The organism is Burkholderia pyrrocinia, assembly GCF_018417535.1.
GTDB classification, from domain to species: domain Bacteria; phylum Pseudomonadota; class Gammaproteobacteria; order Burkholderiales; family Burkholderiaceae; genus Burkholderia; species Burkholderia pyrrocinia_E.
This window is the reverse complement of record NZ_CP070979.1, coordinates 521,889-541,696: the sequence shown is the minus strand read 5'-3', so window position 1 is coordinate 541,696 and position 19,808 is coordinate 521,889. Positions and strand designations below refer to the sequence as shown.

Below are 19,808 nucleotides of genomic sequence, written 5' to 3'. Positions count from 1 at the left end.
CGAGCCCTATTTCCGCGATGTCCGAACCGAACATGCAGCGCACCGTGCAGCAGCCCAAGCAGATCGTCGTCGTCGAGGACGATCCGGTGCAGCGCACGCTGCTCGTCACGTGGCTCAAGGCCGAGGGCTACCGCGTCGAGGCGTTCGACGACGGGCTCGACGCGCGCCGCTTCCTCGGCGACAGCTGGGCCGATCTGCTGGTGCTCGACTGGGACCTGCCCGGGATGACGGGCGAGCGGCTGCTCGGGTGGGTGCGTGGCCGCGCGCGCTCGATCGTCCCGGTGATCTTCCAGACAGTGCATTCGGACGAAGAAGACATCGTGAAGATTCTCGACGCCGGCGCGGACGATTTCCTGATCAAGCCGCTCGAGAAGCAGACGCTGCTCGCGCGCGTGCGCGCGTTGTTGCGGCGCTTCGCGGCGCTGTCGGTCGACAGCGGGCGCATGCAGCTCGGCGGCTGCGTGTTGTCGCGCGCGACGCTGACCGTGTCCGACGGCAGCGCGTCGCACGCATTCAGCGCGAAGGAGTTCGACATTCTCTGGCATCTGGCCGAGCATCCCGGCGCCGTCGTGCAGCGGCAGGATCTGTTGCGGCTTGTGTGGGGCGCGGAAGCGTCCGCACAGACCCGCACGGTCGACATGTACGTGAGCCGGCTGCGCAGCCGGCTGAAAGCGGCGGGCCTCGGCTGGACCGTGCGTGCGGCGTACGCGACCGGCTACCGCCTGAACCTGGGCGCGGACGCCGAGCCGGCGGATCGCGCATCGTGACGTGGCGCGCGGCCGCGTCGGCTGCCGCCATCGTGCTCGCGCTCGCGAGCCATGCGCCGGCGCTGCATGCGGTGCCGCTCGCGTGGCCGCTCGCGCGCTTCGACTATCGCGTCGGGCCGGTGAGCGCCGCCGCCGCGTTGAGCGAACTGAGCCGCCGCTCGGGCGTCGCGATCGACGTGGACGCAGGCGCGTCGTGCCGGCTCGACGTGCGCGAGGCGCTGCCGCCGCGGCGTTTTGTCGACTGGGTTGCGCGCACGTGCGGACTTGCGGCGTACTACGACGGCGCGGTGCTGCAGCTCGTCGCGCCCGATGCGTTCGAGCGTGCGGCGGTGCGGCTCAATTACGCGACGCCGGCCGAGCTGCGCGCGACGCTCGCACGGCAGCGGATCGTCGACGAGCGCTGGCGGCCCGGCTACGACGACGCGGCGCGGATCGTGCGGGTCGCCGGCCCGCCGCGCTATGTCGCGCTCGTGCTCGCCGCCGCGCGCGCGCTCGACGAAGCAGCGCAGGCGCGCGTGCGGACCGAGACGCGCGCGTTCAGGCTGCATGCGCGCGCGGCGGCTGACCGCGCCGTGCGCGGCGACGCGGGCGATGCGTCGCTGCCGGGGCTCGCGACGCGGCTGCGCCGCCGGCTCGAGCAGGACGGCGTCGCGCCGCGCGCGGTGCCCAGCGTGCGCGAATTCACGGCGTCGCTGCCGATCGTCGACGCGGATGCACGCTCGAACACCGTGCTGATCCGCGACGTGCCCGCGCGGCTGGCACGCGATGCACGGCTCGTCGCGCAGCTCGATACGCTGCCCGCGCCGATTCGGATCGATGCGTTCGGCGCGACGCTCGCGCGCGCGCAGATCGACGCGCTCGGGTTGTGGTGGCGCGACGACACGCAGGCGTCCGTATCCTTCGGCGCATCCGCCCCGCGCGTGGCGATCGCGCCCGCGCCGGACGGCTGCGCGCCGATGCGCGCGCGCATCGCCGAGCTTGCCGCGCACGGCGACGCATCGATCGACGCCGACGGCTCGACGCTGACGCTCCCCGACGACAGCGCGGATTTCGGCCGTCTGCGGCAGGTGTTCGTCACGTCGGGCGACGGCGATGCGCGATCGCTCGACGCGCAGCGGAACGGATTCGCGATGCGGGTTACGCCGCGCGAGACCGCGCAGGCGGGCCGTTATGCGCTCGACATGCGTATCGTCGAGCGCTGGGCGGACCGCGACAGCCGCTCGGCCGGCGCATCGTCGTCGCGCGAAACCGTGTCCGGCGCGACGCTCTCGGCAGGGGAATGCGTGGCGCTCGCGCTGCCGCTTGCCGCCGGACATGAAGCGCAGCAGCTCGTGCTGGTGACGCCGCGCGTGACGTCCGCCGATCCCGTGCGCCGGCCGCCGCCGGCATCGCCGACCGCGCAGGCGCGACGCGCGCCGGCCGCGGCAAGCGCAATCGCCAGCTTCCCCGAAACCGCGAAGCGCGCGACGTTACGTGCGCATTCGTCGGCGACGCCGCCGGACGGCCTCGGCCTCAGCACGCAGACGCGCCTGCTCGGCAATTGATGCAAACTCCACGCATTATTAAACGACGGTCTAGCATGATTTAGACGCGCGACGACAATCGGCTTTTGAAATTAATTCCACCAGTCGATTAACACGGGATTCGGCATGTTTATACGATTGTTTCCGATTTTAGATCGGCATGAGAAATATCGGATCGGATGCGCGCCTAACGATTAACAATCGACTGCATCATTTCATTCAGCTCGATCCGATTGTAAGTCGCCCGTAACGCGTCCTTCGTCGAGATCCGGTTGCGGGCCGCGAGCGCGGCGAGGTCGTCGTTCAGGGAGCGCGACATGTTGTCCTCGCGGCGCCGCAGGAACTCGTTGACGAGGTGCAGCTTCGTCGGATCCGCGATCAGCTTCGCGACCTGGTTGTTGTTGTTGAACAGCAGTTCGCTCGCGAGCACGAGGCTTTCGCCGTCCGCGCTCGGCACGAGGCTCTGGCAGACGATGCCGATCAGCGATTCGGCGAGCGCGACCGCGTGCCGGTCGCGCTGCTCGACCGGAAAGAACGACAGCAGCTTGTTGAGCGCGCTGACCGCGCTGCCCGTGTGCATCGTCGCGAGCACGAGGTGCCCCGATTCACCCGCTTGCAGCAGCGTGTCGGCCGTCTGCGCGTCGCGCACCTCGCCGACCATCACGACGTCCGGCTTCTGCCGCAGCGCCTCGCGCAGCCCGTGCGGGAAATTCGGCGTGTCGGTCGGCACTTCGCGCTGCGAGATGATTGACTGGCGGCGCTCCAGATAGTATTCGATCGGCTCCTCGATCGTGACGATATGCGTGTTGCGCGTCGCGTTGATGTGCTCGAGCAGCGACGCGATCGTCGTCGTCTTGCCCGAGCCCGTCGGGCCCGTGACGAGGATGATGCCCTTCGTGTTGTCGAGCATCGAGCGCACGTAGACGGGCAGGCCGAGTTCCTCGAGCGGCAGCGGCTTGAGCGGCAGCCGGCGCATCGAGATCACGATCTTGCGGCCGCCGCCCGCGCGGTATACGTGGCAGCGCAGCCGGCAGCGCGTGAGGACAAACGGGCGGTCGAGCGTGCCTTGACGAAGCGCGGCTTCCCAATGCTCGTCGATCGCGTCGAGCAGCGGCCGCATGTCGTCGAGGAGCACCGGTTCGTCGCTCGTCTCGGCCCAGCCGCGCGGCGTCTTGATCGTGACGGGGCGGTCCTGCTCGATGTGGATGTCGGTGAACATCTGCTTCAGGTCGATCAGGCCGAGCACTTCGCCCGCGAGATCGCGCAGCGGGGCGGCGGCGGCATGCTGGTTCATCTTGGCAGTTCGAATGAATGGATTGGGCGGCGCATTTCGCGCGGTGAAAGAGGAAATTGAATGGTCTATTTAATTTTGCATGCAAACTAGCTTTTGTCAAACTGTTCGGGGTATATTTGCCGCGCAATAATCACTTCAATAATGCGACTGCGTGCGTAGACCTATTATGTAACGCTGCGGTAATCCCATGTTCGGAAAGCCATTTCCGGTCGCGCAGGCGGTCCGGGGCGTCGGACCCGGCATCCGGGATCATCGAGCAGCAAAGCGCGGGGGCCAGCGGCGCACGGCAGCAGTCGAGTAACGAGGACAATCATGATGCACGGCGCTACGGTCGCCGCGGCCGCGTTCATCGCGACCGCGCTTTTTGCAACCGATTGCGCGGCGAGCGGCCCGCCCGCCGGCACCGATCCGGTGATCGGCGGCCCATTTGTCGAGCGCTTCGATCACGCACCGCTGACGGCAACGCGCGTCGACGTCTTGCGCGCGGTATCGCCGTCGACGTCAGCCACGGCCGCGCGGCCCGCGTCGCTGCCCGTTGCGGACGCACCCGTCTGGGACGTGCGCGCGTCCGACGGCACGATCCGCGGCGTCTTGTTGCGATGGGCGCGCACGGCGGGCTGGCAGCTCGTCTGGGATGCGCCGGTCGATTTCAGCATCGACGCGCAGGCGACGCTGCGCGGCTCGTTCGAGGATGCGCTGCAAGTGCTCGTCGCGAGTCTCGGCCGCACGGCGACGCCGATCCAGGCGATTCTCTATCAAGGCAATCACGTGTTGCGCGTCGTCGCGCAGGGAGCGGGCTGATGCGCGTCTTTTTCGTCATTTCGTTACTGGCCGCCGCGCTGCTGAGCGGCTGCACCGGGCTGCGCAGCGGCATCGAGCGGGACGTGCGACGCGATTCGGATGAATCCGGCGCGCTCCTCAAGCGCACCGCCGATGGCGACAACAGCGTGCACGCGCTGTCGCCCGTCGTCGTCGACAACGGCCTGTGGGTGTCGGCGGGCGCGGTGAAGCTGCAGAGCCGCGAACAGCTCCCCGCGCTATTCGACGAGCCGGCGTCGTTCGACCGCACGGTCTCGTCGTTATCCGAATTCGCCGAGCAGATCACGCGGCTCACGCAGGTACCGACGCAGGTCGCCGCGAGCGCGCAGCAGGCGGCCGCGCGTTCGCAGCAAGGCGGCGGCGCGGACGGCGTCGCGCGCGGCGCACCCGCGTTCCTCGACGCGGCGGGCGGGCGCTCGGTGCCGCCGCTGCCGCCCGGCATGCCGGGCGGCGGGTCGTCCGGCGGCGGCAAGGCGGGCAGCGGCGCGGACGGCGGCGGCGGCGGCACGTCGTTCGCGCCGGCGCGCATCCTGTACACGGGCGGCACGCTGCGCGGCCTGCTCGACGCGGCATGCGCGCGCTTCGGCGTCTTCTGGAAATACGAGCAGGGGACGATCCGCTTCTTCTTCACCGATACCCGCACGTTCCAGGTCAACGCGATTCCCGGCGACTCGTCGCTGAACGCGTCGGTGGTGAGCGGCGCGACGAGCGACGGCACGTCGGGCGGCTCGCAGTCCGGCGGCTCGGGCGGTGGCGCGAGCGGCTCGGGCTCCGGCTCCGGCACGACGGGCCTCACCGCAAACAATACGGCGAACACCGCGGTGAATTCGCAGCTGTCCGTGTTCAACGGGCTGCAGAGCGCGATCCAGTCGATGCTGTCGCGCTACGGCAGCTCGGTCGCATCGCCCGCGACCGGCTCGATCTCGGTGACCGACACGCCCGACGTGATCGAGCGCGTCGCAGCGTTCATGACGCAGCAGAACCGCTCGCTGTCGCGGCAGGTGATGCTCAACGTGACGGTGCTCAGCGTGTCGCTGAAGGCGGGCGACGCATACGGGATCGACTGGAGCCTCGTCTACAAGACGGTGTCGGCGCAATTCGGGATCTCCAACCCGTTCACGCCGGCCGCGGTGACGCCCGGCGATCTGTCCGCGACGGTGCTCAGCCCGACGAGCCGCTTCAACGGCACCAAGCTGCTGATTCGCGCGTTGTCGCAGCAGGGGACGGTGCGGCGCAAGACGTCGGCGTCGGTCACGACGCTCAACAACCAGCCGGTGCCCGTGCAGGTCGCGACGCAGACGGGCTATCTCGCGTCGGTGTCGACGACGAACACCGCGAACGTCGGCTCGTCGACCGCGCTCACGCCGGGCACCGTAACGACGGGCTTCAACATGACGCTGTTGCCGCACGTGCTCGACGATGGCACCGTGATGCTGCAGTTCTCGACGAACATCTCGTCGCTGCTCCAGCTGAAGGAAGTGTCGAGCAGCACGGGCAGCGGCGCGACGCGGATCCAGACGCCCGACGTCGACATGCGCAACTTCCTGCAGCGGGTCGCGATGAAGTCGGGCGAGACGCTCGTCATCAGCGGCTACGAAGGCACGAACGATTCGCTCGACGAGCGCGGCATCGGCACGCCGAAGATGATCGCGCTCGGCGGCGGCTACGAGGCGCAACGCTCGCGCGAGGTGATCGTGATCCTGATCACGCCCGTCACGCAGCGCGGCGGCGCCTGACGGAGCCGGCAATGAGCGCGCAGGTGATTCAAATCGGCCGCCAGCGCTTCGTCGGCGGCTTGTTCTGGCAGTCGCTGTCGAGGCGCAACGAGCTGCGCGCCGAAGCAGTCGAGCTCGCGAAGAAGCTGAAGTTCGACCTGATGGTGCTGCGGATCGATCGCGGCGGCGCGGCGGCGGGCTATGCGAACACGCGCGACGGTTTCGCGCCCGGGCATCTGTCGCTCGGCGCGATGGTGTCGCGCGCGATCGCGCTCGAAGGCGCGTTCTACAACGGACGCCGGCAGCCCGCGCCGAACTGGCTCGGCGCGTTCGCGCTGCCCGACGGACGCTGGGCGTACTTCGCGGTGCGCGACCACGCGTTCATGCCGAACGGCGACTGGGTCGGCACTCGCGAAGAAGCGTTGGAACGGCTGCATACCGATTACGCGTGGGGCGGCTGGAACGTCGTGATCGGCGAACTGGAGCTCGAGAAACAGGGCTTCCAGAATTTTCAGCCGAAGCGGCTCGACGATCTGCTGCCGCGCCGTGGCGGCCGGCCGCGTACCGAGCGCTGGTGGGCGTTGCGGCCCATCGAGCGGCGCTTGTCGCCGCGCGCCGCGCTGGTCGCCGCGGCGGTCGTGTGCGTCGCGGGCGGCGGCGCGTTCGCCTATTGGCATCATCGCGCGAAGGTCGAGGACGAGCAACGCGAGGCGGCGCTCGAACGCGTGCGCGCGGAGCTCGCCGCGCGGCAGGCGAAGAGCGGCCCCGTCGTTCCGCCGTGGGCGGCGCTGCCCGACGCGGTCGGGTTCGCGCGCGCGTGCGCGACGCGCTTCGGCCGGCTCGCGCCGGGCGGCTGGCGGCTCGATCGCTACGAATGCACACCGGACGCTGCGCACTACACGTGGGCGCGCAACGGCTCGAACGTGCGCTACCTGCTCGCCGCGGAGCCCGACGCGATCGTCGACACCGACGGCGAACGCGCGACGCTCGAGGTGCCGCTCGCCGCGCCGACGGCGGGCGACACGCCGCTCGTCGACGATTCGGTTGTCAGGACGCAACTTCTGTCGCGTCTCCAATGGCTCGATGCCGTGGCTAAACTGGACCCGCTGCTTCCCGATCAGGCGGCGCGCGCCCCGCTCGCGAATCTCGCGCAGCAGGCGGCCGCCGCGGTCGGGTGGCGCGCGTACCGGCTGAACGCGAGCCTCGGCGGCGTCGCGCCGCCCGAGTTCGTGCGCGCGATCGACGTTCCGGGGCTGCGCGTGCAGCACCTCGCTTACCAGAACAATCAGTGGACTCTCGAAGGAGTGCTCTATGCGAAATAGTCGCGTCCGATGGATGTGCGCACTTGGCCTGGTGGTGCTCGCCGGCGCCGTGCGCGCGGCGGGGCCCGTGTCGTCCGACGAGGACGGCGCGACCGCCGCGCGGCTCACGCAGTTGCAAAGCGAGACGGTGCTGCTGCAGGCGCAGTTGAAGAAGCTCGAGACCGAGCAACAGGTCGCCGAGCGATCCGCGCAGCTCGCGCGCGTGCGCGGCGGCGCGCCGGCCGGGCAGTTCGCGGTGACGGCGATCGAAGGCGTCGGCAAGCGCGCGTTCGCGACGCTGCGGATGAACGGCGGCGCCGAATTCGAAGTGCAGCGCGGCGACGCGCTGCCGGACGGTGGACGCGTCGTCGCGATCGAGCCGCGTGCGGTCGTCGTGTCGAATCGCGGGCGCACCACGAGGCTGTCGACGGCGTCGCCGTCGTACGCGGGCAATCCGCCGCTGCCGGCCGACCCGGCCGCGCCGCCGCCGATGCTGCCCGCACTGCCGGCGAGCGGATCATGAGCCACGCCGCGCAACGACCCGACGCGCCGCCCGTGCGCGCAGCGCTGCCCGCCAGCGGCGATGCCGCGCCGCCGCGCGGCCCGCGCGCCGTCAGCGAAGCGGGCGACTTTGCCGCGAGCGTCGAGGAACGCAAGTTCGTCTGCCTGTTCGACGACGGGCGTCTCCTGATTGCCGACGGCCACGAGATGAATCCGTTCGTGCTGTCGTATCGCGCGCGGCTTGACCGGATGGGCCGGCCGTACCGGCCGACGCCCGCGACGCTGATGCAGGTGCGCGAGGCGTACCGGCAGAACGCCGCGGGCGGCGGCGAGCGGCTCGATCACACGGTGATGCAGGTGCTCGCGAAGGAGCTGATCGGCCGCGCGTGCCGCGAGCGCGCATCGGACATCCATATCCGCGTGCGCCGCTTCAGCACCGAGGTTTACTTCCGGATCCACAACGAGCTCATGCGCGTGAACGAGCACACGCGCGAGCACGGCGAGCGGCTGCTCGCGACGCTGTACGGCGCGATGACGACCGTGTCGGACAACAGCTACCGGCCGAGCGAACGCCAGGACGCGAGCATCGGCGACCGCGACAAGCTGCCGGACGATCTGTACGGCGTGCGGATCGCGACGACGCCGACCAACGAAGGCAGCCTGATGGTGCTGCGGCTCCTGTACAACGATGCGGGCGACGCGACCGATCTCGCGGCGCTCGGCTTCGCGCCCGAGCACGTCGCGGCGTTCCGTGCGCTGCGCGCACAGCCGCACGGGATGAACATCATCAGCGGCCCGACGGGTTCCGGCAAATCGACGACGCTGCAGCGGATGCTCGCCGCGCAGATCGACGAGTCGCGCGGCAGCCTGCACGTGATCACGGTCGAGGACCCGATCGAATATCCGATCGACGGCGCGGTGCAGACGCCCGTCGCGAACGCGCCGACCGAGGACGCGCGCGCGCTCGCGTTCGCGGCGGCGATCACGAACGCGATGCGGCTCGATCCGGACACGATCATGATCGGCGAGGTCCGCGACCGCGCGTCCGGGCAGACGGCGTTGCGCGCGTCGATGACGGGCCACCAGGTGTGGACGACGGTGCACGCGAACAGCGCGCTCGCGATCGCCGACCGCCTGATCGATCTCGGCGTGCACGCGCGGATGGTCACCGATCACACGGTGATCTCCGGGCTCATCAGCCAGCGTCTCGTGAAGCTGCTGTGTCCGCATTGCAAGCTGCGGCTCGTCGATCATCCGGACCGGATCGAGCCGGGCCTGTTCGCGCGCCTGCGGCTTGCGCTCGACAGCCGGATGCACGACGTGTGCATCGCGGGCGACGGCTGCGAGCACTGCCGCACGGTCGGCACGATCGGCCGCACCGTCGTCGCCGAAGTGATCCTGCCCGACGCGCGGCTGTTCGAATACCTGCGCGACGGCGACAAGGTCGGCGCGCTCGAGTACTGGACCGGCACGCGCGGCGGGATGACGCTTGGCGAGCACGCGCTGCGCAAGGTCGCGGCGGGGCTCGTCGATCCGCGCGGCGTCGAGCGCGTCGTCGGCACGCTCGCGCCGGTTGCGGGCGAAGCGCGACAGCAACTGTCGCTCGTCGGATTCAGCTATGGCACTTGAGCTGAATCGACGCTGGGCGAAGTTCTGCCTGAATGCCGACGAGCGGCTGCGCGTCTATCGGAAGATCGCGAAGATGCTCGGCAACGGGCTGCCGCTCCTCAAGGTGCTGGAGGAACTCGAATGGCGCGCGTCGCGCGAAGGGCGCAAGCCGCGCGAGCCGCTCGCGATCGTGCTGTCCGACTGGCGGCTCGCCGTGCAGAACGGCCGGATGCTGTCGGAGGCGATGGAGGCATGGGTACCCGCGACGGAGCAGATGATCGTCGCGGCGGGCGAGCAGGCGGGGCGCATCGAGGACGCGCTCGTGTCGGTTGCCGACATCGTGCAGTCGAGCCGCAAGATCCGCCGCGCGGTCACGGGCGGCGTCGCGTATCCGGTCGGGCTCGTCGTGATGGTGATCGGCTATCTGTACCTGTTCGGCACGCACGTGATCCCGAAGTTCGCGCTGATCGCCGATCCGACGCACTGGCGCGGCGCCGCGCGCTCGCTGTACCTGATGTCGCTGTTCGTGCAGGGCTGGATGCTCGTCGTCGTCGCAGCGCTCGTCGCGGTGCTCGCCGCGCTCGCGTGGTCGCTGCCGCGCTGGCGCGGGCCGCTGCGCGTCTACGCGGATCGCGTGCCGCCTTATTCGATCTACCGGCTCGTCACGGGCAGCGGCTTCCTGATCGCGTTCTCGGCGCTGCAGGCGTCGGGCGTCACGGTCGAGAGGGCGCTGCTCAAGATCGGCGCGGTCGCGGAGCCGTGGCTGCGCGAGCGGATCGACGACACGCTGGTCGGCGTGAAGTCGGGCCTCAACGCCGGCGAGGCGCTGCTCAACGCCGGTTATCAGTTTCCGTCGCGCGAGATCGTCGAGGATTTGTGCATCTACGCCGAATACGGCGGCTTCGACGCGGCACTCAAGATGCTCGCCGACGAATGGCTCGAAGAGGGCGTCGCGCGGATTACCGCGCAGATGCGCGTGCTGAACGGCGTCGCGATCGTCGCGCTCGCGATGGTGATCGGCTGGCTCGTGACGGGCTTCTTCGGCATCCAGCAGGAAATCGCCACGATGACGCGCGCGATGCATTGACGTCGCGCATTTTCAATTCAGGAGAACACACTATGAAACCACTCGCCAACCCTCCCGCCTATCGACACACACCGGCGTTCTGCCGGAGGCACCGCAAGGAGCGCGGTGCGTCGCTGCTCGAGAGCATCGCGTATCTGGGCGTCGCGGCGATCGTGATCGTCGGCGCGATCGCGCTGCTCGGGTCGGCGTTCTCGAGCGCGAATACGAATCGGCTGACTGAGGATCTGAATGCGATTCAGACGGGCACAAAAAAGCTTTACATGGGGCAGGTGAACAACTACGGCTCGGATTCGATGAACGCGAATTTGAGTGCGGCGAAGGTGTTTCCGGGGACGCTGACACAGGACGGCAAAGGCGGTGTTTCGAATACGTGGGGAGGGACTGTGACCGTGATCGGTGCGAACCAGACTTTCACAGTCACTTACACGCAAGTGCCGAGAGAAGTCTGCGTCAACACGTTGACGGCCGGCGGAAACTGGAAATCGGCGAAGATTGGCGAAACGTCCATCGATTATCCGGTCTCGCCGAGCGCTGCGACGGGCGCTTGCACCGATAGCGCCACCATTATCTGGACGTCGAACTGACACCACCAGACTCATTCGCCATCGCCCACGTCACTTATGTACGCCCTCGCCGTCGCACTGGCCTTCGCGTCGATCGCCGCTGTCTATGCGACGCTGCAAGGCCCGTCCGCTATTCCCGCGCTGCAGCCGCCGCGCACCGCGCAAGCGCTCGCCGAAAACCTCGCCATCTACCGGCAGGCGACGCTCGACTACGCGCGCGTGCATCCGGGCACGCGCGGCGCGGTGTCGAATACGCGGCTGCCATTTCCGGCGTGGTATCCGGGCGCGAACCCGCTATGGCGCAACTACGTCATGGACGGCACCGTTGTCGCGTATGCGTCGGCGGCGCCGTCCGTCAATATCACGGGCGAAATCACGATGCTCGCCGACGGTTCGCTGTTCGCGGGCGTCGCGTATCGCAATGCGGTCGTGCGCCCTGCCAACGCGAATCCGAACGCGCCGGCGATCGGCGTGCCGCTGCCCGCCGGGTTGAAGATTGCGAACGGCATGCCGGTCTGGATGGGGCAAGCATACTGATGCATTTCAAGTCTTCCCGCCGCCGCGCGCGCGGCATCGCGCTGATCGAGGTGCTCGGCGCGCTGGCAATCGCTGCAGTGATGCTCGCCGGCATCGCGATGATGATGGATTCGTCGCTGGACGACGTGCGTGCGCAGCAGGTCGCGCAATACCAGGCGCAGGTGACGGCCGCCGCCACGCGGGCGTTGAAGCGCGATTACGATACCTGGCTGCAGCGCGCGAACAAGCAGACGCCCATCGTGATGAAGCTCGCCGATCTGCAGGTGACGAATGATCTGCCTGCAGCGCTTCGGCCAACGAATGCATACGGCCAGAACACGTGCGTACTCGTCAAGCGGAGCGCGCTCGGCACCGGGCTCGACGCGCTGGTCGTGACGACCGGCGGCGAGACGATCGGCGACAAGGAACTCGGGCTCGTCGCCGCGAGTGCGGGGCCGGGTGGCGGCTCGATCAGCAGGGCATTTCCGAATGAGGCGCGCGGCGCATTCGACGCGTGGCGGATGCCGCTCGGCACGTTTCTCGGCGGCAGCTCGCCAACCTGCGGTCCGAACGGCGCCACGCCGCCGAATGTGGGACACCTCGCGAACGAGATCTTCTTCAACGGCCCGGGCCAGCACATCAACAGCGATTACCTGTACCGCGTTGGCGTCGGCGGCCATCCGGAGGCGAACGCGATGCAGGTGCCGATCTGGCTCACGCACACGTTCACGGACGGCAACCCCGACGCGGCGAACTGCGGAACGGCCGGCAACTTCACGAACGGCAAGCTTGGCGCGGACGCACTCGGCAATCTGCTGAGTTGCAAGAGTGGCGTGTGGCGCGGCGCGGGCGGCCACTGGAAGGATCCTGTCGAAGAGACCAACGATCTGCCCACCGATGCATCGAACGAGAAAGGCGACGTGCGCCTCACGCTCGACAAATTCCGCGCCTATGCGTGGACGGGCGCCGCCTGGCAGGCGCTCGCGGTCGATCAGAACGACAACCTGATCGTGCCTGGCGTCGTCTCCGCGAACCAGTACGAGATCACCGGGCGTGTCGTCGTCAACTCGCCGTGCGCGCCCGACAAAAATCGTCCAACTGCTGGCCTCATATCGATGGGCCAGGACGGGCAAGTGCTGTCATGCCAGGACGGCAAGTGGTTGCCGCAGTCAGGGATCAAGATCGGCGGCACCGACACGGCATGCGCGATCCTGATGGAGACGCCTGGCGCGAGTGATTTTTCGTGCGGGTTCACCTACCGTGGCGGGTATCCGAATCCGCCGCTCATCACCTACGAACGGGACGGCACGTACACGTACACGATCGACCGGCCGGTGAAGCTCGACAACAATGGGCTGATCGCGGTGAGCGCATACATGCACATGAGCTATGCGACCTGCGACCTGAAGGGGCGGGAAGGGCAGATGCGCCTGGTCGTCGAAGTCATCGACCGTCAGGGCGACAAGGTGATCGCGCACAACGAGGCGCAGTCGCCGAAATTGCGCGAAGACGCCGCGACGATCAACGTCACGCTGAACGTGGCCGCCGAGCCGCGCAGCGGATACACGGTCAGGCTTTCGAGCAAATGGGCGACGTACGACGGCTACGCGAAGACGCCGTGGACGTCCTCCTATTGCGGCGGCGGCCAGACCTTCCTTCAGACGCCGCTCGCAACCGGCTGGACCATCAATTCGTTCTATTGAACGGACCTTCGCCGCGCGCGGCCGCCGCCGCGCCCGGATGCGGTTAACTGCACGGGTCTCCCATTCGCGGCGCGCGCCTGTCCGACCGACGGCCGCGCGTCCTCACCGGACGGACCCATGAAGGCCAAGATTTCCATTTTGCTGTCCCTGATGTGCTCGCTTGCGAGCCTTTCCGTCGATGCCGCGCCGATCCGCTGGCGCAGCACCGAAATCCAGTACGCGGCGGAAGGCAAGGACGTGAAGGACGTTCTGCGCGACCTCTCCGCGAGCCAGAACATCGCGGCGAACGTCGCGCCCGGCGTGAGCGGCGCCGTCAGCGGCAAGATGAAGATGTCGCCGCAGCGCTTCCTCGACACGCTCTCCGCGTCGTTCGGCTTCGTCTGGTACTACGACGGCACCGTGCTGTACGTGACGCCCGCGAGCGACATGAAGAGCACGCTCGTCAAGCTCGATCACGCGAACATGGGCGACCTGCGGGACCTGCTCGAGCAGATGAAGGTCGCCGATCCGCGCTATCCGGTCACCTACAACGCGCAGCAGCGCACTGCGCTTGTCGCGGGGCCGCCGCGCTACGTAGAGCTCGTGACGAGCGTCGCCGCGCGGCTCGACGAGAATTCCGCGCGCACGGGCGGCACGACGATCCGCGTGTTCTCGCTGAAGCACGCGTGGGCCGCCGACCGCGACGTCAACGTCGACGGCACGACGGTGACGATGCCGGGCGTCGCGTCGCTGCTGAACCGGATGTATCACCCGGGCGACGGCAAGCGCGCGTCGCAGACGACCGTCGGCAAGCCGATCAGCCGCGCCGCACCGATGACGGATCTCGGCGGCGGACGCGGCGGCGTGCCGCAATTGCCGCCGCTGCCGCCGTACATGCAGGGCGCGCAGTCGGGCGATGGCGCGGGCATGCCGGCCGGCGGCCTCGGCGGTCAGGGCGGCGATCCGCGTCCGAGCGGCATGGTCGCCGCCGCGATCGCCAATCCGGGCGCGGCGCGCGTGTCGGGCGCCGGCTGGCCCGACGCGAGCGGCGGTGCGAACGGCGTACCGGTGGGCGCGAGCGATTCGACCGACCTGCCGGTGATCCAGGCCGATCCGCGTACGAACTCGATTCTCGTGCGCGACGTGCCGGAACACATGGCGCAGTATCCGGACCTGATCGCGCTCCTCGACGTGAAGCCGCGCTTGATCGAGATCGAGGCGCGCATCATCCAGATCGACGAAGGCGCGCTCAAGCAGCTCGGCGTCGACTGGCGCGCGCACAACAGCCATATCGATCTGCAGACGGGCACGGGGCTCACGTCGCAGAACTCGTATGCGAACGGTTCGCTGAATCCGACATTCGGTTCGATCACGCTGCCTGGCAACGATTCGGTTGGCCTGCCGGCGAGCCCGCTCGGTTTGTCGCTGACGGCCGTGCTCGGCGACGCGGGCCGCTATCTGCTCGCGCGGATCAACGCGCTCGAATCGTCGAACCAGGCGCGCACCGACGCGAGCCCGAAAGTCACGACGCTCGACAACGTCGAAGCGGTGATGGACAACAAGAAGCAGTTCTTCGTGCGCGTCGCGGGCTACACGTCGGCCGACCTGTACAGCATCTCGACGGGCGTGTCGCTGCGCGTGCTGCCGATGGTTGTCGAGGAGGGCGGGCGTACACAGATCAAGCTCGACGTGCGGATCGTCGACGGCGAGCTGTCGCAGCAAACGGTCGATAACATTCCGGTGATCGTATCGAACGAGATCAACACGCAGGCGTTCATCGAGCAGGGGCAGGCGCTGCTGATCGCCGGCTACAAGGTGGATGCGCGCTCGAGCACGCAATCGGGCATACCGGTGCTGTCGAAGCTGCCGCTCGTCGGCGCGCTGTTCCGCGCGACCGACAGACAGGACGGCCATAGTGAGCGGCTCTTTCTCGTGACGCCGCGTGTGATCGAGCCTTGACGGACGGCGGCCGGCTGCTCCGTGTCGATCGGCGAGCGTGCGGGCGGGGTATCGACGCGCATCGCGTCCGCCGGTCGACCCGCAGTGGGAACCCGGGATGCCGTTGATTACCGTGCGTTTTTCCGGTTTGACACCTTCAAGCCCGACAAGGCTTTGCCTTGCGACCCCAAATAAATATTAATATAAAACAATGGGTTAATGTCTAGATTCGCGCGGCGTTCACGTGGCTGGGGCTGTGCGGTATCTGGTCGGCAACCCGTGGGCGGCCGTCACCGATCCGAACACGACATTTCTAAAAAGCTACTACACACATGTCCCCGCTAAGTTCAATTGTCGGGCTTCCAGCTAAATTGAAATGTCGCGGTGTTTGGGTTTTTCCTTGTCTTTGTTTATGGGGTTGGGGTGGGGCGGCGAAGCCGCCCCCCGTCCCCTGATTCCTTCGACGCTGACCTCAAGAATGGCTTGATTCAGGTCGGCAAGCTCGATGGCACGCTGCTTCTTCAGCCCGATGAGCGCCTTCTTAGCCTGGACTTCTGCACCGCAATGAGTACGCGACGGTGAGCCGGCTGCGCGGCGATCGTCACGCATGGTCTGGACGCGCCGCGCGACTTCCAGTGCGCTAGACAGCCGCTTGTTCTCGACCTCTGCGCCCTGATCGATGCACGTGATGCGATCGTATTGCCGACACGACAGCGCCACACCGTTTGCCTGGACCTCAATCAAGCCATCGGGATACTCAACAACTTCGACATATTCGTGCACGAGGTTCCGATTGACCGCCGAATCGGCCAGCAGGTACATCACGCGGTCGTACTGCACCGTCAACGCATTGGATACCCTGCGTGGCACGCGATAGGACAAGATCTGCCTCAGATCCTCATCAGCGCGCAGCGATCGGTGCGCGTCGTGGTCGCTCCTCGGCGGTTTGCCGAAGCGCCGATTGAAGTCAGCGATGAAGGAGGGCGCATACGCATTGGCGGCCTCCCGCGTACTGATTCCGCGCAATCGGAGTTCCTTGACCAGCCGGTCCTGCAGCGTCAGGTTCGCCCGCTCCACACGCCCTTTGGCTTGGCTCGTGTTAGCACAGAATGCGTCGATATTGAGCTCGTACAGAGCTCGGCCAAACTGCGTGACGCCTTTGCCCGCCGTCTCCGAGCGCTTCTTTACGTAAAAGACGCTGGCCTTGTCGCTATAGAACGCGATCGGCTTGCCATGCGAATCCAGATACTTCGACAGCGCCTCGAAATAGCTGAAGGTCGACTCGTTCGCCGTGAAGTGCAGCGTCATCAGTCGTCCAGTCGCGTCGTCGATGAACACCAGCAGCGTGCAGGCTGGCGCCCGATCCTCGAACCATCGATGGTCACTGCCATCGATCTGGATCAGTTCGCCCAGGCACGCGCGGCGGTTGCGCGGCTGATAGACCTTCGGCGGACGCTGTTTGCGCGGAATCCATAGGCCGGAGGCCATCATCAGCGTACGAACCGTCTCGGCAGCCAGATCGATGCCATGACATTCACGTAGCTTCTCGCAGGCCAGCGTCGGCCCGAAATCGGCGTAGCGCTCACGAATCAATGCCAGCGCCCGTTGCGCCTTGCCCGCGGGCAATTGATGATTGCTCGGGCGCCCACGCTTGCCTGACACCAATCCTGCGACGCCGGCCGCTCGATAGCGCTGCACGAGGCGTTCAACTTGCCGCACGCTCAGTTCCAGCCGTTCGGCTGCCTGGCCCGGTTTGAGCCGGCACTCGGCTACCGCCTCAATGACCTTCAGTCGATCCACTTCGCGCATCGTCATAGTGATCGTCCCAGTCGCGTTCATCGCCGGTACTCCTTGAGGGGGCTGGCGATCAACCTACAGGCCAAAACACGACATTTTTATTTAGCGGAAACGCGACATCTGAACTTGGGACCTACACCAGGTGTCGTAGCCATTTCAAGATGTCGTGGCGCCAGCTAAATAGAAATGTCGTGTTTTCAGGGGTTCAGGATTTGTTTCTCATGGGCTGCAGATCACGCCGTGTCGAAGAGCTGGTCCTGATCGGGCAGGGCGCTTACGCTTACTGCGTTGGTCTTCGCAGACCGTCGGCCAGGTTTGCGAGGTTGATTCTGTGCCTGTCGGTGTTCGGCGAGATCCACGATTACCTGCTCGACGTCGGCCTGCGTAAATGCACGTTGCTTCTTCGTGCCAACGGGTTGCTTTGAACCGCGGACGGCCTGACCTTGATTGGTTCGCGACGGCGATCCGGAGGTTCGACGGTTGTCGCGCTGAGCCTGAAGCGCTTGCGAAACTTGTAGCACGTGACTCAATCGCTTTTGCTCGATCACTGCACCTTGATCGACTTCCGCCAGCTTGTCGTAAAGACGGCAAGACAGAACCTTGCCATCGGCTCGGATTTCGATCCGCCCGTCGGGGTACTCCCATACATCGATGTAGCGGTGAATCAGCTTCCGGTTGACCGGCGTGTCGTCCAGCAAGTAAAGCACTCGGTCGTGGAGCACGGTCAGCGATTTCGATACCCGACGTGTTTCACGCCACGTCAATAACGTATCCAGATCCTCGTCGTCTCGCAGTGGCCGATGCGCATTGAAGTCGCTGCGCGGCGGCTTCGCGAAGCGTGTGTTGTAGGCTGCCATGAAGGAGGGCGCATACGCATTGGCCTCGGCTACCGTGCTGATCCCGCGCAGCCGCAGTTCCTTCACGAGCCGGTCTTGCAAGGTCAGATGCGCTCGCTCGACACGGCCCTTGGCCGAGCTGCTGTTCGCGCAAAACGTATCGATGTTCAGCTCATACATGGCCCGGCCAAACTGCGTCACGCTGCTTCCGGTCTTGCCCGCGGTCGGGCTGCGGAACACGCTGTACTTGTCGCTGTAGAGCGCTCCAGGTTTGCCGTAACGCTCCAGATACGCCCGCGTCGCTTCGAAGTAGCTGAAGGTCGATTCGGTCTGCGTGAAGTGCAGATGCATCAACCGACTCGTCGCGTCGTCGACGTACACCAGCAGCGTGCAGGCCGGCGCCCGTTCCTCGAACCATCGATGATCGCTGCCGTCGATCTGGATCAGTTCACCCAAGCAGGCGCGCCGGGCCCTCGGCTGATAGACCTTCGGCGGCCGCTGCCGGCGTGGCACCCACAAACCGGCATCCGTCATCAGCTTCCGGACCGTCTCCTTGGCCAACTGGATGCCATGGCACTCGGACAACTTCTCGCAGGCCAGCGTCGGGCCAAAATCCGCGTAGCGCTCGCGAATGATCGTCAGCGCTCTCCGAGCCAGTTCCTCGTCCAATCGCCGGTTCCCCGGACGACCACGTTTGCGCGACATCAGTCCAGCCGCACCAGACTCCCGGTACCGAATCACTAGCCGTTCGATCTGCCGGACCGTTAGGCCCAGTCGTTCGGCCGCGCGGCCAGGCCTCAGGCCCAAATCCACTACAGCCTGGATTACCTTCAGACGGTCGAGTTCTCGCATGTTCAATGTCACCAGTGCTGTTCGGTGCATCGCCGGCTCCATGATCTGACGGGGAGCCGGCAAGCTTACCGAGGTCCAAACGCGACATTTCTAAATGGCTAGAACACGACATTTCTAAAAAGCTACTACACCAGGAAATTTGATAATCAGCATTATGTAAAATCTATAAGAAATGCGTGAACACCAACGTCAAGAGCCCGCAACGGGACTGGTTCTGGCGGCCCAAAGAGCTTGCGGACTCTTGGGAGCGTGGCGACAGACCGCGTCCGACGTGGAAGTCTGGGAGTTCCGATTCAACCGAGTAAATCGACGAGGGTCTCGACCTCGGGGCCTGCCATTCGACTCGCCCACACACAAGTGCAGCCGCGCCCGGACGGCAATGCGAACCTGTGGCTGTCGAAGTTCGTAGATTATGCTAATGCTGTCCGTTAAAGCGCTAATCGTGTCCGTTGATTCCGCTAACACAACCGGCGGTAGTTCTTGAACATGCTCTTCTATCGATAGTGACTCATCGCGCGCAGTACAGCGTCGCAATGACTTGACCGACGAAAATTGAGGCTGGGGACGGTTTCAAGGAGGGTGCGATGCAAGCGACAGGATTCGATTGGTGGATCGAGCCGCTCGCGATTTCCTTAGCATTGCTATTCTATTTTTCAGAACCCATCATTGCCGCTCCTTCTCGAGCTTCGTCAGACACGCTAGCGGAATCAAAGGACAACACGAACACATTAAAAAAATAAACGAACATCCGAGCGTTCGGACGTTTCTGGAACGCAGCGTCTGGAAAAGCGTTTGAAACCGCTGCTATGCCTTATTTCGCGCGGTTAACGCCCGATATTACATTAGCGTAATCTACGGGCACGATTATCAGTTTTGAAGGACTTCAACAATTCCCGCCATTCACGCCGTCCAGGTTTCCCCCGTGTTCCGTCGTGACGTCAACATTGCTCTTCATGCCCAACGAGTGAATGGAACTGCTTCGTCCGCACGACAAGTGTCCACATTGCTT

General features: G+C 66.2%; 15 protein-coding genes. 12 read left to right on the top strand and 3 right to left on the bottom strand.

Annotated features, from left to right (window positions below; all coding sequences use genetic code 11):
• Nucleotides 1-17 precede the first annotated feature (17 nt).
• On the top strand, nt 18-767 hold the full coding sequence (locus JYG32_RS35455) for a response regulator transcription factor (protein WP_174384139.1): 750 nt from the start codon (nt 18-20) through the stop codon (nt 765-767).
• On the top strand, nt 764-2,311 hold the full coding sequence (locus tag JYG32_RS35450; protein ID WP_213268219.1) for a secretion protein: 1,548 nt from the start codon (nt 764-766) through the stop codon (nt 2,309-2,311). The genes JYG32_RS35455 and JYG32_RS35450 overlap by 4 nt, the downstream gene beginning before the upstream one ends.
• Nucleotides 2,312-2,477: 166 nt before the next feature.
• Here JYG32_RS35450 and JYG32_RS35445 read toward each other — a convergent pair whose 3' ends face one another.
• Nucleotides 2,478-3,584, bottom strand: a complete 1,107-nt coding sequence (locus JYG32_RS35445; protein WP_213268218.1) for a type IV pilus twitching motility protein PilT — start codon at nt 3,582-3,584, stop codon at nt 2,478-2,480.
• 312 nt (nt 3,585-3,896) lie between these two features.
• Here JYG32_RS35445 and JYG32_RS35440 point away from each other — a divergent pair, with 312 nt between their 5' ends.
• From JYG32_RS35440 to sctC, 10 genes are all read left to right on the top strand, one after another.
• A complete protein-coding gene (locus JYG32_RS35440) occupies nt 3,897-4,385 on the top strand; it encodes a toxin co-regulated pilus biosynthesis Q family protein (RefSeq protein WP_213268217.1) in 489 nt (162 codons plus the stop codon).
• On the top strand, nt 4,385-6,139 hold the full coding sequence (locus JYG32_RS35435) for a PilN family type IVB pilus formation outer membrane protein (RefSeq protein ID WP_213268216.1): 1,755 nt from the start codon (nt 4,385-4,387) through the stop codon (nt 6,137-6,139). Before JYG32_RS35440 ends, JYG32_RS35435 begins: the two co-directional genes overlap by 1 nt.
• 11 nt (nt 6,140-6,150) lie before the next feature.
• Nucleotides 6,151-7,440: a type 4b pilus protein PilO2 gene (pilO2, locus tag JYG32_RS35430; RefSeq protein WP_213268215.1), complete on the top strand. Its 1,290-nt coding sequence runs from the start codon at nt 6,151-6,153 to the stop codon at nt 7,438-7,440.
• Nucleotides 7,441-7,453: 13 nt separating this feature from the next.
• Entirely contained in the window at nt 7,454-7,942 is a 489-nt protein-coding gene (pilP, locus tag JYG32_RS35425; RefSeq protein ID WP_213268301.1) for a type IV pilus biogenesis protein PilP, read from the top strand.
• Nucleotides 7,939-9,549, top strand: coding sequence for a GspE/PulE family protein (locus JYG32_RS35420; protein ID WP_213268214.1), 1,611 nt, complete (start codon nt 7,939-7,941; stop codon nt 9,547-9,549). Before pilP ends, JYG32_RS35420 begins: the two co-directional genes overlap by 4 nt.
• The gene (locus JYG32_RS35415; protein ID WP_213268213.1) at nt 9,539-10,615 is read left to right on the top strand and encodes a type II secretion system F family protein; all 1,077 of its coding nucleotides are present in this window, start codon (nt 9,539-9,541) and stop codon (nt 10,613-10,615) included. The genes JYG32_RS35420 and JYG32_RS35415 overlap by 11 nt, the downstream gene beginning before the upstream one ends.
• Before the next feature lie 32 nt (nt 10,616-10,647).
• A complete protein-coding gene (locus tag JYG32_RS35410) occupies nt 10,648-11,199 on the top strand; it encodes a type 4 pilus major pilin (RefSeq protein ID WP_213268212.1) in 552 nt (183 codons plus the stop codon).
• 36 nt (nt 11,200-11,235) lie between these two features.
• Nucleotides 11,236-11,715 (top strand): type IV pilus biogenesis protein PilM, encoded by a 480-nt coding sequence (gene pilM, locus JYG32_RS35405; protein WP_174379140.1) that lies wholly within the window; start codon nt 11,236-11,238, stop codon nt 11,713-11,715.
• The gene (locus JYG32_RS35400) at nt 11,715-13,397 is read left to right on the top strand and encodes a type II secretion system protein (protein WP_213268211.1); all 1,683 of its coding nucleotides are present in this window, start codon (nt 11,715-11,717) and stop codon (nt 13,395-13,397) included. Before pilM ends, JYG32_RS35400 begins: the two co-directional genes overlap by 1 nt.
• Before the next feature lie 117 nt (nt 13,398-13,514).
• Entirely contained in the window at nt 13,515-15,335 is a 1,821-nt protein-coding gene (sctC, locus tag JYG32_RS35395; RefSeq protein WP_213268210.1) for a type III secretion system outer membrane ring subunit SctC, read from the top strand.
• 345 nt (nt 15,336-15,680) lie between these two features.
• On the opposite strand, the gene JYG32_RS35390 is transcribed toward sctC, so the two are convergent.
• Nucleotides 15,681-17,153 (bottom strand): ISNCY family transposase, encoded by a 1,473-nt coding sequence (locus JYG32_RS35390; protein WP_213268209.1) that lies wholly within the window; start codon nt 17,151-17,153, stop codon nt 15,681-15,683.
• Nucleotides 17,154-17,344: 191 nt separating this feature from the next.
• Nucleotides 17,345-18,829, bottom strand: coding sequence for an ISNCY family transposase (locus JYG32_RS35385; protein WP_213264851.1), 1,485 nt, complete (start codon nt 18,827-18,829; stop codon nt 17,345-17,347).
• Nucleotides 18,830-19,808: the final 979 nt, after the last annotated feature.

Bases quoted from the DNA above. Each gene is read 5' to 3' on its own strand.
- JYG32_RS35455 (WP_174384139.1), top strand. From the start codon at position 18: ATGTCCGAACCGAACATGCAGCGCACCGTGCAGCAGCCCAAGCAGATC.
- JYG32_RS35445 (WP_213268218.1), bottom strand. From the start codon at position 3,584: ATGAACCAGCATGCCGCCGCCGCCCCGCTGCGCGATCTCGCGGGCGAA.
- JYG32_RS35440 (WP_213268217.1), top strand. From the start codon at position 3,897: ATGATGCACGGCGCTACGGTCGCCGCGGCCGCGTTCATCGCGACCGCG.
- JYG32_RS35435 (WP_213268216.1), top strand. From the start codon at position 4,385: ATGCGCGTCTTTTTCGTCATTTCGTTACTGGCCGCCGCGCTGCTGAGC.
- pilO2 (WP_213268215.1), top strand. From the start codon at position 6,151: ATGAGCGCGCAGGTGATTCAAATCGGCCGCCAGCGCTTCGTCGGCGGC.
- pilP (WP_213268301.1), top strand. From the start codon at position 7,454: ATGTGCGCACTTGGCCTGGTGGTGCTCGCCGGCGCCGTGCGCGCGGCG.
- JYG32_RS35420 (WP_213268214.1), top strand. From the start codon at position 7,939: ATGAGCCACGCCGCGCAACGACCCGACGCGCCGCCCGTGCGCGCAGCG.
- JYG32_RS35415 (WP_213268213.1), top strand. From the start codon at position 9,539: ATGGCACTTGAGCTGAATCGACGCTGGGCGAAGTTCTGCCTGAATGCC.
- JYG32_RS35410 (WP_213268212.1), top strand. From the start codon at position 10,648: ATGAAACCACTCGCCAACCCTCCCGCCTATCGACACACACCGGCGTTC.
- pilM (WP_174379140.1), top strand. From the start codon at position 11,236: ATGTACGCCCTCGCCGTCGCACTGGCCTTCGCGTCGATCGCCGCTGTC.
- JYG32_RS35400 (WP_213268211.1), top strand. From the start codon at position 11,715: ATGCATTTCAAGTCTTCCCGCCGCCGCGCGCGCGGCATCGCGCTGATC.
- sctC (WP_213268210.1), top strand. From the start codon at position 13,515: ATGAAGGCCAAGATTTCCATTTTGCTGTCCCTGATGTGCTCGCTTGCG.
- JYG32_RS35390 (WP_213268209.1), bottom strand. From the start codon at position 17,153: ATGAACGCGACTGGGACGATCACTATGACGATGCGCGAAGTGGATCGA.
- JYG32_RS35385 (WP_213264851.1), bottom strand. From the start codon at position 18,829: ATGCACCGAACAGCACTGGTGACATTGAACATGCGAGAACTCGACCGT.